At 67.8% G+C, this 13,986-nt stretch carries 17 protein-coding genes; 3 read left to right on the top strand and 14 right to left on the bottom strand.

From position 1 onward, the window contains the following. Positions 1-10 precede the first annotated feature (10 nt). From C936_RS0104640 to hisC, 3 genes are read left to right on the top strand one after another with little or no spacing between them, the layout of a single operon-like run. Complete coding sequence (locus tag C936_RS0104640; protein ID WP_018137780.1) at positions 11-1,078, top strand: 3-deoxy-7-phosphoheptulonate synthase; 1,068 nt, start codon at positions 11-13, stop codon at positions 1,076-1,078. 25 nt (positions 1,079-1,103) lie between these two features. Further along, positions 1,104-2,408 carry a histidinol dehydrogenase gene (gene hisD / locus C936_RS0104635; protein ID WP_018175363.1) on the top strand — a complete coding sequence of 435 codons (1,305 nt, stop codon included), beginning with the start codon at positions 1,104-1,106 and terminating at the stop codon, positions 2,406-2,408. After that, positions 2,405-3,502 (top strand): histidinol-phosphate transaminase, encoded by a 1,098-nt coding sequence (gene hisC / locus C936_RS0104630; RefSeq protein WP_018175362.1) that lies wholly within the window; start codon positions 2,405-2,407, stop codon positions 3,500-3,502. Before hisD ends, hisC begins: the two co-directional genes overlap by 4 nt. A 61-nt stretch (positions 3,503-3,563) precedes the next feature. On the opposite strand, the gene C936_RS0104625 is transcribed toward hisC, so the two are convergent. The 14 genes from C936_RS0104625 to C936_RS0104560 form a co-directional block, all read right to left on the bottom strand. Further along, entirely contained in the window at positions 3,564-3,833 is a 270-nt protein-coding gene (locus tag C936_RS0104625; RefSeq protein ID WP_018175361.1) for an HPr family phosphocarrier protein, read from the bottom strand. After that, on the bottom strand, positions 3,805-4,230 hold the full coding sequence (locus tag C936_RS0104620) for a PTS sugar transporter subunit IIA (protein ID WP_018137777.1): 426 nt from the start codon (positions 4,228-4,230) through the stop codon (positions 3,805-3,807). Before C936_RS0104620 ends, C936_RS0104625 begins: the two co-directional genes overlap by 29 nt. Positions 4,231-4,234: 4 nt before the next feature. Next, entirely contained in the window at positions 4,235-5,119 is an 885-nt protein-coding gene (rapZ, locus tag C936_RS0104615; RefSeq protein WP_018137776.1) for an RNase adapter RapZ, read from the bottom strand. Continuing rightward, entirely contained in the window at positions 5,120-6,151 is a 1,032-nt protein-coding gene (gene hprK / locus C936_RS0104610) for an HPr(Ser) kinase/phosphatase (protein WP_018137775.1), read from the bottom strand. A gap of 67 nt (positions 6,152-6,218) precedes the next feature. Then, positions 6,219-6,689 (bottom strand): PTS sugar transporter subunit IIA, encoded by a 471-nt coding sequence (locus C936_RS0104605; protein ID WP_018175360.1) that lies wholly within the window; start codon positions 6,687-6,689, stop codon positions 6,219-6,221. Between the two features lie 4 nt (positions 6,690-6,693). Next, positions 6,694-7,032 carry a ribosome hibernation-promoting factor, HPF/YfiA family gene (gene hpf, locus C936_RS0104600; protein ID WP_012981784.1) on the bottom strand — a complete coding sequence of 113 codons (339 nt, stop codon included), beginning with the start codon at positions 7,030-7,032 and terminating at the stop codon, positions 6,694-6,696. A 2-nt stretch (positions 7,033-7,034) separates the two neighbouring features. Next, entirely contained in the window at positions 7,035-8,528 is a 1,494-nt protein-coding gene (locus C936_RS0104595; protein WP_012981783.1) for an RNA polymerase factor sigma-54, read from the bottom strand. Positions 8,529-8,586: 58 nt separating this feature from the next. Beyond that, entirely contained in the window at positions 8,587-9,315 is a 729-nt protein-coding gene (gene lptB / locus C936_RS0104590) for an LPS export ABC transporter ATP-binding protein (protein ID WP_012981782.1), read from the bottom strand. A gap of 50 nt (positions 9,316-9,365) precedes the next feature. After that, complete coding sequence (gene lptA / locus C936_RS0104585; RefSeq protein ID WP_038038426.1) at positions 9,366-9,890, bottom strand: lipopolysaccharide transport periplasmic protein LptA; 525 nt, start codon at positions 9,888-9,890, stop codon at positions 9,366-9,368. Continuing rightward, positions 9,883-10,446 carry an LPS export ABC transporter periplasmic protein LptC gene (lptC, locus tag C936_RS0104580; RefSeq protein ID WP_018175358.1) on the bottom strand — a complete coding sequence of 188 codons (564 nt, stop codon included), beginning with the start codon at positions 10,444-10,446 and terminating at the stop codon, positions 9,883-9,885. The genes lptA and lptC overlap by 8 nt, the downstream gene beginning before the upstream one ends. Then, positions 10,443-10,982, bottom strand: a complete 540-nt coding sequence (gene kdsC / locus C936_RS0104575; protein ID WP_018175357.1) for a 3-deoxy-manno-octulosonate-8-phosphatase KdsC — start codon at positions 10,980-10,982, stop codon at positions 10,443-10,445. The genes lptC and kdsC overlap by 4 nt, the downstream gene beginning before the upstream one ends. Then, positions 10,982-11,959: a KpsF/GutQ family sugar-phosphate isomerase gene (locus tag C936_RS0104570; protein ID WP_012981778.1), complete on the bottom strand. Its 978-nt coding sequence runs from the start codon at positions 11,957-11,959 to the stop codon at positions 10,982-10,984. Before C936_RS0104570 ends, kdsC begins: the two co-directional genes overlap by 1 nt. Beyond that, the gene (locus tag C936_RS0104565) at positions 11,956-12,933 is read right to left on the bottom strand and encodes a calcium/sodium antiporter (protein ID WP_018175356.1); all 978 of its coding nucleotides are present in this window, start codon (positions 12,931-12,933) and stop codon (positions 11,956-11,958) included. Before C936_RS0104565 ends, C936_RS0104570 begins: the two co-directional genes overlap by 4 nt. 103 nt (positions 12,934-13,036) lie before the next feature. Further along, positions 13,037-13,984 carry an AEC family transporter gene (locus C936_RS0104560; RefSeq protein WP_018175355.1) on the bottom strand — a complete coding sequence of 316 codons (948 nt, stop codon included), beginning with the start codon at positions 13,982-13,984 and terminating at the stop codon, positions 13,037-13,039. Positions 13,985-13,986 lie beyond the last annotated feature (2 nt).

Below are 13,986 nucleotides of genomic sequence, written 5' to 3'. Positions count from 1 at the left end.
CGAGAGCATCATGACCGCCGATACCGACGACCTGAGAATCCGCGATATCCAGGAGGTGTCCGCCCCGGACACCCTGCGCGACGAACTGCCCATCACCGACGCGGCCTCCGAGACCGTGTTCGCGGCACGCCAGGCCTGCCACCGCATCCTGCATGGCGAGGACGACCGCATGCAGGTGATCGTCGGGCCCTGCTCGATTCACGACGTGGACGCCGCGCTGGAGTACGCCGAACGCCTGAAGGGCCTGCGCGAGGACCTGTCCGACGCCCTGCACATCGTGATGCGGGTGTACTTCGAGAAGCCGCGCACCACGGTCGGCTGGAAGGGCCTGATCAACGACCCGGACCTGGACGGCAGCTTCCACATCAACAAGGGTCTGCGCGTCGCGCGCGGGCTGCTGCGTGATCTGGCGATCAAAGGCATGCCGGCCGCCACCGAATACCTCGACCTGATCAGCCCGCAGTACATCGCGGACCTGGTCGCCTGGGGGGCCATCGGCGCGCGCACCACCGAGAGCCAGGTGCACCGCGAGCTGGCCTCCGGCCTGTCCTGCCCGGTGGGCTTCAAGAACTCCACCGATGGCAGCCTGCGGGTCGCGATCGACGCGATCCGCTCCGCCTCGCGACCGCACCACTTCCTGTCGGTGACCAAGGCCGGGCGCTCGGCGATCTTCTCCACCACCGGCAACGACGACTGCCACATCATCCTGCGCGGCGGCAAGCAACCGAACTACGATGCCGAGAGCATCGAACAGGCCTGCAAGGAGCTGCGCATGGCGGAGCTGCCTGAGCTGGTAATGGTCGACTGCAGCCATGCCAACAGCCGCAAGGACCCGAAGCGTCAGGTGGATGTGGCCCGCTCGCTGGCCGAACAGATCGCTGGCGGGGATCGCCGCATCATGGGCGCGATGCTGGAGAGCCATCTGGTCGGTGGCCGCCAGGACATCCTGCCCGGCAAGTCGCTGACCTACGGCCAGAGCATCACCGATGCCTGCATGGGCTGGGACGAGACCGAGACCAGTCTGAAACTGCTGGCGGACGCCGTGCGCGCGCGCCGCAAGACCGCCGTACCGGCCTAGGGAAAACGTCCAGAGGATCCCGACCATGCCCTCCATTGCCCGACTCGATACCCAGCAGCCCGACTTCGATCAGGCCCTGGAGCACCTGCTGTCCTGGGAGTCCGTCGCCGACACCGGCGTACGCGATGCGGTGGACGAGATCCTCGCCGCGGTACGCACCGAGGGCGACGCGGCCGTGCTGCGCTACACCGCCAAGTTCGATCGCCTCGATCGCAGCGCGGTCGCCGACCTGGAGATCCCACGGGAGCGCCTGCAGGCCGCGCTGGAATCGATCCCGGCGGAGCAGCGCCAGGCGCTGGAGACCGCCACCGCGCGTATCCGCCAGTACGCCGAACACCAGAAGATGCAGGACTGGGACTTCACCGATGCCGACGGCACGGTACTCGGCCAGCGCGTGACCGCGCTCGACTCGGTCGGCCTGTACGTCCCCGGCGGCAAGGCCGCCTACCCGTCCTCCGTACTGATGAACGCCGTGCCGGCCAAGGTCGCGGGCGTGGAACTGCTGGTAATGGTCGTGCCCGCCCCGGGCGGCGAATTGAACGATCTGGTGCTGGCCGCCGCCGCCGTGGCCGGGGTGGATCGCGTGTTCACCGTGGGCGGCGCCCAGGCCGTGGCGGCTCTGGCCTATGGCACCGATACCATCCCGGCGGTGGACAAGATCGTCGGCCCCGGCAACATCTTCGTGGCGGCGGCCAAGCGAGAGGTGTTCGGCACGGTCGGCATCGACATGATCGCCGGCCCGTCGGAGATCCTGGTGGTCTGCGACGGCGAGACCGACCCGGACTGGATCGCGGCCGACCTGTTCTCGCAGGCCGAGCATGACGAGCAGGCCCAGTCCATCCTGCTGTCCTGGGACGAGGCCTTCCTCGACCGCGTGGCCGAGGCCATGGACCGCCTGCTGGCCGAGATGCCGCGCGCCGAGATCATCCGCACCAGCCTCGACAAGCGCGGGGCACTGGTGAAGGTGCGCGACTCCGCCGAGGCCGTTGCCGTCGCCAACCGCATCGCGCCGGAACACCTGGAGCTGTCGGTGGCCGACCCGCAGGCGATGCTGGACGCCGGCCTGCGCCACGCCGGCGCGATCTTCATGGGCCGCTACACCTCCGAGGCCCTGGGCGACTACTGCGCCGGGCCCAACCACGTGCTGCCGACCTCGCGCACCGCGCGCTTCTCCTCGCCGCTGGGGGTGTACGACTTCCAGAAGCGCTCGAGCATCATCCACTGCTCGGCCGAGGGCGCGGCGAAGCTCGGCAAGACCGCCGCCGCCCTCGCGCACGGCGAGGGACTCACCGCCCACGCCCGCTCCGCCGAACTGCGCGGCGGGCAATGAGCCTGCCGCACGAAAGCCGCAGCCCGGATGCCCTGATGCGTCCGGAGGTTCTGGCGCAGTCGGCCTATCAGGTGTCCGACGCGACCGGCCTGATCAAGCTGGACGCGATGGAAAACCCGCATCCCTGGCCCGGCGGGCTGGAAGACGCCTGGCTGGAGGCCCTGCGCGACCCGCAGCTAAACCGTTATCCGGACGCCGGGGCGCGCGAGCTGGAGAAAAATGTGCGCGCCGCTCACGGCGTGCCCGAAGCGGCCGGGCTGCTGTTCGGCAACGGGTCCGACGAACTGATCCAGATCCTGATCATGGCGGTCGCCGCCTCCGGCCGCCCGATCCTGGCGCCGGAGCCGACCTTCGTGATGTACGGCGTGCTGGCCCGCGCAATGGGCGTACCGTTCGTCGGCGTCCCGCTGAACCGCGATTTCACCCTGGACCTCGCCGCGATGCACGCCGCCCTGGCCGAACACGACCCGGCGGTCGTGTTCCTGGCCTACCCGAACAACCCGACCGGGACCCTGGACGACCCGGCCGCCGTGCAGGCGATCATCGAGGCCAACCCCGGCGTCACGGTGGTCGACGAGGCCTATGCCCCGTTCGCCGCCCACAGCTTCCTGCCGGAGGTCGGCCAGCACGACGGGCTGATGGTGATGCGCACGGTCTCGAAGCTGGGGCTGGCCGGCGCGCGGCTGGGCTATCTGGCCGCCTCCGCGGGCTGGATCGATGCGCTGGACCGGCTGCGCCTGCCGTACAACATCAACACCCTGACCCAGCGGTCGGTCGCCTTCGCCCTGGATCACCGCGAGGCCCTGGATGAGCAGGCGCGCGGCATCATCGAGGAACGCGGGCGTCTGTCCGAGGCGCTTGCGGCGATCGACGGCGTCGAACACGTGTTCCCGAGCCAGGCGAACTTCATCCTCTTTCGAGTGCGCGAGGGGCAGGGGCACGCGAGCTTCGCGGCCCTGCGCGACGCCGGCATCCTGATCAAAGATGTTGGCCGCGCGCATCCGCTACTCGCCGACTGCCTGCGCGTCACCGTCGGCCGCTCCGACGAGAACGACGCATTTCTCGCGGCCCTGCGCAACGCCCTCGCCGGCTGAACCCTGATTTCCGAGGGTGAACTAGGCCCAGCCTCGCAAAGGCATGGCGGCAGGAGAGGGGCTAGGCGTCCTCGCCGAAGCGGTTGGCGACGAGTTCGGTGAGGGCGTCGAGGGCCTCTTCGGCGTCCTCGCCGTCGGTGGTGATCGTGACCTCGCAGCCCTGCGCCGCCGCCAGCATCATCACCCCCATGATGCTCTTGCCGTTCACTTCCTGGGCGTTCCGGGAGACGGTCACATCGGACGCGTACTGGCTGGCCAGGCTCACGAACTTGGCCGCCGCACGCGCATGCATCCCCAGACGATTAACGATGGGGACTTCGCGCTGCGGCATCCGAACACTCCTGGTCACAAAGAAGGATGCCATCGTGCCCGCCGGACAGGGCCTTGTTGACCAGCTCCGTCAGCGGCAGATGGCGGTAGTTCAGCACACGGATCAGCATCGGCAGGTTGATCCCGGCAATGACGCGGGCGTTCGCGCCCCGGGCCACGCGACTGGCCACATTGGATGGGGTGGAGCCAAACATGTCGGTCAGGATCAGCACGCCGGAGCCGGAATCCAGCTCGCCCAGGCGCGCCCTCGCGCGCGCCAGCACCTCGTCGGGGTCGTCATTCTGCGACATCGCCATGGACTCGCAATCCTCGGGCAGGTCGCCCAGCATGCTCTGGGCCGTCTGCAGCAGGGTGTCGCCGAGGTTTTGATGCGTGATCAGGATCAGACCAACGCCCATGGACTCACTCCGATTCGAGGGGCAGGGATAGCTCGCGGTGACGGGTGCTAACAGTAACATGTTCGCGCCCCCGCCAGGCAGCCGCCAGCCGCTCCACAAGATAAACCGAGCGGTGACGGCCGCCGGTGCACCCGATCGAAACGGTCACATAGCTGCGGTGATCCTGCCGGATCCGCGGGACCCACTGTTCGAGAAAGCCCTGGATCCCGTCATACATCTCCTCGACCTCGCCATGGCGCGCAAGAAACTCGCAAACAGCCGCATCGCGGCCAGTCAATGGCGCCAGATCGCGCTCGTAGTGCGGGTTGGGCAGACAGCGCACGTCGAACACGAAGTCGGAGTCCAGAGGGGCCCCGTGCTTGAACCCGAATGACTGAAAAAGCAGGGACAGGCGCTCCTCGCCCAGCAGCCCGACGCGGTCGCGCAGGGTGCGCGCGAGATCGTGCATCGACAGACGGGAGGTGTCCACGGTCAGATCCGCCTCGGCCGCAACATGGCCGAGCCAGTCACGTTCGCGCTCGATCGCGTCCACCAGTGGCACGCCGTCGCGCGCCAGTGGGTGTCGGCGCCGCGTCAGGTGATAGCGGCGCAGCAGGACCTCGCTGGAGGCCTGCAGAAACATCACCTCGACCTGCATCCCCTTGCCCCGGAGCTCGCGCAGGAGGTCGGCAAAGCCCTCGAGCGCCGTCAGCCCGCTGCGGACATCCACCCCGACCGCCAGATGCCGGTCTTCGTCCGCGTCGTAATCGCCACTGCGGACCTGTTCGATCAGCCCGGGCAGCAGCGGCAGCGGCAGGTTGTCGACACAGAAATAGCCGGCGTCCTCCAGCGTATGCAGGGCGACCGTCTTGCCGGAGCCCGACAGACCACTGACCAGCAGGAGTCGCATTCAGCCCTCCGGGTCCGGGTTGGGGACGGTGGTTGCAGGGATCGCGCGGTGGTACGGCGGCTCCTCGGGCTCGCCGCTCATCTGCCGGCGCTGACGTGCGCGCAGGTCGTCGCCGGCGACATAGCCCTGCATGTGCAACATGTGGTTGCGTACCGCCGCCTCGATCATCACCGCGATGTTGCGCCCCGGCGCGACCGGCAGGCTGATCAGCGGGATACGCAGCCCGAGGATGCCGATCTCCCCGCGGCGGCCATTCAGGCGGTCATCCGGCACCGGCGAGGGCTCGCCGTGGTCGCGCAGGTCGATAATCAGCCGCAGATACTTGCCGCCCTTGATCGCCGAATCCCCGTACATGGCGCGGACGTTCAACACCCCCAGCCCGCGCACCTCGAGCAGGTCCTGCAACAGGGCCGGGCAGTGTCCGCGCACGATATCCGGGGCGATGCGGGCAAACTCCGGTGCGTCGTCGGCGATCAGCCGGTGCCCGCGCGAGATCAGCTCGAGCGCCACCTCGCTCTTGCCCACGCTGGAGGCCCCGCTGATCAGCACGCCAATGCCGAGGATCTCCATGAACACGCCATGGCGCACCTCGAAATGGGCCAGCCGCTGCTGCAGGAAATAGCGCAGCAGGGAGATAATCTCGTGGCTGCTGGTCGAGGAGCACAAGATCAGCGGCAGCTGCTCATCGGGGACGTCCGGCATCTCCGAGAACGGGCAGGTGTCCTCGGCGAAGATCACCGCGGTCGTCCCGGTGCGGGCCATCTCCAGGATCAGTTGCTCGCGCTGATCATCGCTCAGCCGCGCGATATAGCGCGCCTCGAAATCGCCGATCACCTGGATACGGTTAGGCCGGATCAGGTTGAGGTGCCCGGCGAGGGGCAGGTCGTCGCCGTCACCGCCGACCAGGTTGCGATCCGGTGCGACCTGCTCGCCGTGTACGTAGCGCAGATCCAGGCGATTGCCCATCGCCTGGATCAGGACCTCTACGGTGATGTCGCGCGCGATGCCGCCCTCTCCCAGTGCCTCGTTCATGCACGAATCTCCGGCAGCATTGGCGCGGGGTGTCGGAATCGGGGGAGCACTGCCGGGAGAGCCATGTTCAGGCGTCGCCGAAGGCCCGGGTCAGTTCGCGTTCCAGGGCGTCCGCGTCGCCGGCACGGCGCAGCGAGGCGATATTGTCGGGCTGCGAGAGACCGCGCGCCAGCTGCGCCAGCAGGTCCAGGTGCGCGCTGGTCGCCGCCTCGGGCACCAGCAGTGCGATCAGGATGTCCACGGGTTCGTGATCCATGGCGTCGAAGTCGACCCCCTGGTCCAGCCGCAGGACCGCGACCCGGGGGACATCGAGCTCGGCCAGACGCCCATGCGGGATGGCCACGCCATGCCCCAGACCGGTGGAGCCAAGCTTCTCGCGGGCAGACAGGGCCTCGAAGATGGCCCCGCTGGCCGGGCCGGCGGACTCCTCGCCGCCGACGGCCAGCAACTCGGCCAGGGTCTCGAGCGCCCGTTTCTGGCTGGAACACTCGGGCTCCAGCCGGATACGGGCGCGGGTGATCAGCTCGGCAATGGTCATTGCGTTAAAGGGCCTGTTCGCGGTTGCGCTGGGCACCCTCGGCGCGGTGATGGTCCTTGACCTTTTCCTTGTGCTTGATCAGCTGACGATCCACCTTGTCGATCAGGCCATCAATCGCCGCATACATATCCTCGTGACTGGCTTCGGCGTGGATGTGATTGCCGCTGACCTGGAGATTGGCCTCCGCCTTGTTGTTCAGGTTCTGGTTTTTCTCGTGGGTCAGCACCACATGCACGTCGATCACTTTGTCGAAGTGGCGTTCCAGCTTCGCGAACTTTTCGTTCACGTAGTCGCGCAGGGCGTCGGTGATATCGACGTGATGGCCGGTCAGATTGATCTGCATGGTCAGGCTCCTTTTTGCTTGGTTCCACTGGGCATACTCGCCATCTGCCGGCGTTCGCTGGAAGACGGTATGTGCATAGCCTCGCGGTACTTGGCCACGGTGCGTCGGGCCACATTAATGCCCCGATCCGACAGGATCTGGGCCAGTTTTGCATCACTCAGTGGCTTGTTCGGGGTCTCGCCACCAATCAATTCCCGAATCATGGCACGGATCGCGGTCGCCGAGCATTCGCCGCCATCGGCTGTGCCAACATGGCTGGAAAAGAAGTACTTGAACTCGAATACCCCACGCGGGGTGTGCATGTATTTCTGTGTAGTCACCCTCGAGATGGTCGATTCGTGCATCTCCAGGGTCTCGGCGATATCGCGCAGGATCAGCGGTTGCATGGCAACCTCACCATGCTCGAGAAACCCCTGCTGGCGCACGACGATGGCCTGGGCGACCCGCAGCAGGGTGTCGTTCCGGCTGTGCAGGCTCTTCAGGAACCAGCGCGCCTCCTGCAACTGATCGCGCATAAACGCGCTATCACGCGCATCGGAGACCTGCCGCACCATGCCCGCATAGAGATCGTTGATGCGAATGCGCGGCGCAATCTCCGGGTTCAAGTCCACGCGCCAGCCATCGCGGTCATGGCGGACATAGACATCCGGCACGACGTATTCCGAAGTGGACTCGCTGATCTGGGCACCGGGCCGCGGATTCAGGGTGCGGATCAGGTCCAGCGCCCGCGCCAGCTCGTCCGGGTCGCGCACGCCGGACTGGCGCTGCAGGGCTCGGTAGTCCCGCTTGGCCAGGCTCTCCATGCCGTTTTCCAGGATGGCTCGAGCCGCGTCACGCGCCGGGGCATCCGGCGCCAAATGGCGCAGCTGGATCTCCAGGCACTCGCGCAGGTCCCGCGCACCGACGCCCAGCGGGTCGCACTGCTGAATCCAGTGCAGCACCGCCTCGACCTCGTCGACCCCCACGGGCTCGTCTTCGCCCTGGCTGATCATCTCCGCCAGCGCCTCGAGTTCACTGTCCAGATAGCCGTCCGGGCTGATCGCGTCGATCAGCGCCGCCCCGATCCGTTGGTCTCGTGGGGTCAGGTGGCTCAGATGCAGCTGCCAGAGCAGGTGGTCCTGCAGGCCCTCGTCCTCGCCGTCGGAGGTATTCTCCAGCGGGTCGCGGTCGTCCAGGCCGCGTGGGCTCGGGGCGGGCTCGTAGATGTCGTCCCAGCGACTGTCGGTGCTCAACTCCTCGGGGATCACGTCATCGCCAGCCGTGTCGGCCTGCATGCGATCCCCGTCGACCCGTTCGCCCCCTTCCTCCGGGCGCTCGGGCGGGGCCTCCTCGCCCTCGTCCTCCACCTGCTCGAGCATGGGGTTGCTTTCCAGCGCCTGCTGGATCTCCGCCTGCAACTCCAGCGTGGAAAGCTGCAGCAGACGGATCGCCTGTTGCAGCTGCGGGGTCATCGTCAGCGTCTGCCCCAGCTGCAGATTGAGCCCGGGTTTCAGCATCGCGGTTTGAGGTCCATGGTGACCATCAAGATCATCTTAAGGAAACACTGATCAATGTTCACAGTCGAAAGTTTTCTCCGAGATACACGCGGCGCACCTGGGGGTCGTCCAGCAGCTCCTGCGGGGTCCCGGCGCTCAGGATGCGGCCCTCACTAAGAATATAGGCCCTGTCGCAGATTCCGAGGGTCTCGCGCACGTTGTGGTCGGAAATCAGCACACCGATCCCGCGCTGGGCCAGATGCCCAATCACGGCCTGGATATCACCCACGGAAATCGGATCCACGCCGGCAAACGGTTCGTCCAGGCAGATAAAGCGCGGGTCACCGGCCAGTGCCCGCGCGATCTCGGCGCGGCGACGCTCGCCCCCGGACAGGGCAATCCCAGGGCTGTGGCGCACGGTCTCCAGCTGGAACTCCTCGATCAGGGCATCGCCGATGCGGCGTCGCTCGTGGCGGTCGAGCTCCGAGCGCAGCTCCAGCACCGCCTGCAGGTTGTCCCAAACACTCAGCCGACGGAAGATCGAGGCCTCCTGCGGCAGGTAGCCCAGCCCGGCTCGGGCCCGCGAATGAATCGGGGCCCGGGTGATGTCCCGGTCACCCAGCGTGATGCGGCCACGATTGGGCCGGATCAGGCCGACCAGGCTGTAGAAACAGGTGGTCTTGCCTGCGCCGTTCGGTCCCAGCAGGCCCACGACCTCCCCTGGTGCCAGATCGACGTCGACACGATCCAGCACCGTACGCTTGCCATAGCGCTTGGTCAGCTCGCGGCCGGTCAGATAGCCGGCCATCGGCGCAGATTCGCCACCGGCCGCGGCGGGCGCGCTGGTGTCGAGCTCGTTCATTCGTCGTCTTCGCGGGGCTGGATCCTGATACGTACACGCTCGTCATCGGCCTCGCCACGCTCGGCCTCGATCACATCCGTCTCCAGGTCGTAGACGATGCGCTTGCCGCGCGCTTCCTCGGCTGCCGTGATCACATGCGCCTGGTCGGTCAGGATCACCCGGTCCTCGTTCAGCAGGTAGTCGATGCGCAGCGCGGTGGCGATGCGCATCTCGCCCGTCTCCGGGTCCGGGGACTCCAGCCGCGCGGGCTCGCCGTGGGCCTCCATCTCGTAAGGGCGTCGGTCGCGGCTGCGCACATAGACCTTGTCGGCCTCCAGTGTCATGTCCCCGCGAATCACCACCACATCACCGGTATAAGTGCTTACGCCCCGCCGGTCGTCCATCTCCGCACGATCGGCGGTAATCTCCACCGGCAGGGGCTGCTGCTGGGCAATGACCGGCGCGGCTAGCAGCAACAAGGCACTGCCCAGCAGCACGGGCCATCCGGCCCGGGCGAGCGACGACCCACCACGTTCAGTCATTTGCGGCTTCCTCCTCGCCCGACTCGCTGTAGAGCGTGTACACGTCATGGAACAGCTCTATGGTATCCCCTCGCGAGTCGACGCGCAGACCCGTGCCCCGCTGGAAAAGGCCAGGCTGCTCCAGCGTCGACGGGGCATCGGAGGTGGCGATCATGGTGTCGGTCGCCACCGTCATATCGGCGGATTCAATCACCGTGCGCACGCGCTCGTCACGCTCGGGCTGCACCCCCCGCGTGGGGCCGATCAGGTCCAGGATCTCGTCCATCGGTCGGTGCAGCGCCTCGGGCGCAGTCCAGTGCCATTCGATACCGCCGGCGTCAAAGATATCCAGGTCGGGGTCGTCGATCAGCTGCGGGCCGTCGCGGCCAAACTCGCGCAGACGCGTTCCGCGCAGGCGGTGGCTCAGCTCGCCGTCCTCGCCGGTCGCGTGCAGCGTAAAGCCCTCGATCTCCAGCGTCACCTCGCCCTCCGGCTCGTGCTCGCTGGCAACAGCGCCGGCCACCAGCGCCGCCATTGGCAACAGGATCAGCGCCGCCAGTCCGGCCACCCACTTCATCCGTCGACGTACTCCGCGAACAGGGCCTCCAGCCGCCCCTGGGCCGCCAGCAGACCCTCGCAGACCTCGCGCACCGCGCCGCGCCCGCCGGGGGCCTGCGTGACCCAGTCGGCATGCTGCAACACCAGCGGGTGGGAATCCGCCACCGCGATGCCGAGCCCCACACGGCGCATCGCCGGCAGATCGACGATGTCGTCGCCCACGAAGGCGGCCTCGTCGGGCGCATGGCCGGTCTGCTCGAGCAACTCGTGCAGTGCGGCCCCCTTGTCGCGCCGCCCCTGCAGCAGGTGCTGCACACCGAGGTCCCGCATGCGGTGCTCGACCACCCCGGAAGTGCGTCCGGTCAGGATCGCGACCTCCAGCCCCCCGTACAGCGCCAGACGGATGCCGTGCCCGTCGCGCGAATGAAAGGCCTTGTACTGCTCGCCGGCATCTCCCATGAACAGGCTGCCATCGGTCAGCACGCCGTCGACATCCAGGATCAGCAGACGCACCGCCGCCTGGCGGCTGTGCAGGGCCTCGTCGTGACGGTCCATCAGGCCACCCCCGCGCGCAGCAGGTCGTGCATGTTCAACACCCCGACCAGCCTCTGGTCGTCATCCACCACCGGCAGGGCATTGATGCGCTTGCTCTCCATGGTCTCCAGCGCCTCTACGGCCAGCCACTGCGGACGGGCGGCATGCCCGCCCCGCGTCATCACCTGGCCGATGGTCAGCGCCTCCAGGCTTTCGCCACGATCCAGCGTGCGCCGGAGGTCGCCATCGGTAAACACACCGAGGATATGCGCCTCGGGATCGGCGACGATCACCAGCCCCAGCCCCTTGCGCGTAATCTCGAACAGGGCGTCCTTCAGCGGGGCCTCGGGACCCACGCGCGGGATCGCGTCACCGGTATGCATGATGTCCGCGACATGGACCAGCAACCGCCGCCCCAGTCGGCCGCCGGGATGCGAGCGGGCAAAATCGTCCGCGGTAAAGCCGCGCGCATCCAGCACCGCGACCGCCAGGGCATCGCTCATCGCCAGCGCGGCCGTGGTGCTGGAGGTCGGGGCCAGGCCCAGCGGGCAGGCCTCGCGCTCGACCGAGACATCCAGGTGCACGGTGGCATCCTGCCCCAGCCGCGACCCGGGATTGCCGGTCAGCGCGATCAGCGGTACGTCCAGCCGCCGGATCAACGGCAAGATGGTCAGCAGCTCGTCGGTCTCGCCGGAATTGGACAGGGCGATCACCACGTCGTCACGGGTAATCATGCCAAGATCGCCGTGGCTGGCCTCGCCGGGGTGGACGAAAAACGCCGGGGTCCCGGTGGAGGCCAGGGTGGCCGCCAGCTTGGAGCCGATATGGCCGGACTTGCCCATGCCGGTCACCACGACCCGGCCGCGGCACTCGAGGATGTGGCGACAGGCCTCCAGGAACGCATCGTCCACGCGGTCGGCCAGCCGGCGCACGGCCTCGGCCTCGTCGTTGAGGACGGCCAGGGCCAGCTTGCGGGTGGTATCAGGATTGAAATTCATGCGGTTGCCGTCATTCCGAGATGGACAAGGTAGCCCGCGAACACCGCGAGCAGAAGCCCCCCCTGCCAGCGCCGCAGCTGGCTGCCACGCGCCAGGGCAAAGATGAACAGCGCGGCGGTCATGCCGAGCATGATCGGGTAGTCGCGTACCAGCACCTCGGGCTCGATCGCCAGCGGTGCAATCAGCGCGGGGACTGCCAGCACGGCCAGCAGGTTGAACAGATTGGAACCGATCACGTTGCCGATCGCCAATCCCGCCTCGCGGCGAAAGGCCGCCACCAGGGAGGTCGCCAGTTCCGGCAGGCTGGTCCCGATCGCCACGATGGTCAGGCCGATCACCAGGTCACTGATGCCCAGTTGCTCCGCAATCCCCACCGCGCCCCAGACCACCAGCTGGCTGCTGGCAATCAGCAGCGCCAAACCAAGCCCCAGCCAGCCCAGGGCGCGACCGGTAGAGGTGGTCGCCGGGATGGCCTCGACCATGCCACGCACCTCTTCAGGCGCCTCGGCCGGATCCAGCGCCTGCGCACGCCGCGCGATATGGATCACCCAGGCGGTCACCAGCAGCAACCCCGAAATCAGAAGCCCGCCCTCCAGGCGGCCCAGCTCGCCGTCCAGCAGCAGAAACAGGACAGCCAGACTCACCCCCATCAGGATCGGTAGCTCGCGGCGCACCAGGCCGTGCCCGATAACGAGCGGCGCCACCAGCGCCGCCATCGCCAGCACCAGCCCGATATTCGCGATGTTCGAGCCGATCGCATTACCCACCGCGAGGCCCGGGTTGCCCTGCAGCGTCGCCAGTACGGACACGACGATCTCCGGGGCCGAGGTACCGAAGGCGACGATTGTCAGCCCGACCAGCAGCGCACTCACGCCCACGCTGCGCGCGAACGACGAGGCACCGAACACAAAGCGGTCGGCACTCCAGGTCAGCAGGACCAGACCGGCGATGACCGCAATAACGGGAAGGACCATCAGCGAGTGCCAGGACCTGAGGTGGGTAGAGCGGGGTGTCTCTTCACCCGCCAATTGTAGCCGATCGCTGTAACCGATCGCCGAGCCCGACCCGCGCGCACTGTCACCCCCCAGGGATCAGATACCCGGCGATGGCGAACCACAGCGGGAGTGTCACCAGCGACAGCGCCGTCGTCAGCGTGACCGCGGCCGCATACAGGCCGGTATCGAGCCGGAAGCGATCACAGAACACGAGCCCCAGGACCATCGCCGGCATCGCCGCCTCGAGCACCGAACCAACCCCGGGCACACCCTCCAGCCCGACCCACCAGACCAGGCCGAGCGCGAACAGCGGTGCGATCAGCAACTGGATGACGGACACCATCACCAGGGGGCGCAGATCGCGGCCGCGGAAACGGTCGAACACCAGCGCCAGCCCCAGCGAGAACAGCATCAGGGGGGCGACCGAGTCAGCCAGGAAGCCGAGCCAGGTATCCAGCCAGGTCACCAGCGGCAGACCGGCCAGGTTCAGCGCCACGCCCAGGACCGCCGCCCAGATCGAGGGGACAGCGACCAGCCCGCGAATGGCCCCGCCGCCGCCATACAGCCGGACCGCCTCCGGGTCCCCGTAACGCCTGGCCAGCAGGATCCCCAGCGTCAGCACCAGGGGCAGGCAGGCGAACAGGTCGTACTGGATCGCCACCGCCCGGCCGGCATCGCCGAACAGACTGTCGAGTACGGGGAGCCCCAGGTAGGTGGCATTCGGCCAGGCCGCGGCCAGCAGCATCGCCCCGACCGCCGCGCGTTCTGCCAGGCAAAGTCGGCAAGCGAGCAGGGTCACGGCCACCATCGCCAGCACGGTCGTGCCGGCCACCAGGGCGATGCGCAGCGAGTCGAGTCCCAGGGGGGCGGTCCACAGCACCTGCAGCACCAGCGCGGGCAGCAGCAGGTAGTAGACCAGGGTGGTGAGCACCCGGCGGGCGGTGTCGGCGTCCAGCCCGCCGGGGCGCAACAGGCGCCAGACGACGCCCGCAACGATGAGCGCCCCCATCTGGGTCATGACCGTCAGCATGG

This window comes from Thioalkalivibrio sp. ALJ4 (genome assembly GCF_000377225.1).
Classification (GTDB): Bacteria; Pseudomonadota; Gammaproteobacteria; order Ectothiorhodospirales; family Ectothiorhodospiraceae; genus Thioalkalivibrio.
This window is presented reverse-complemented; position numbering and strand designations above follow the sequence as displayed.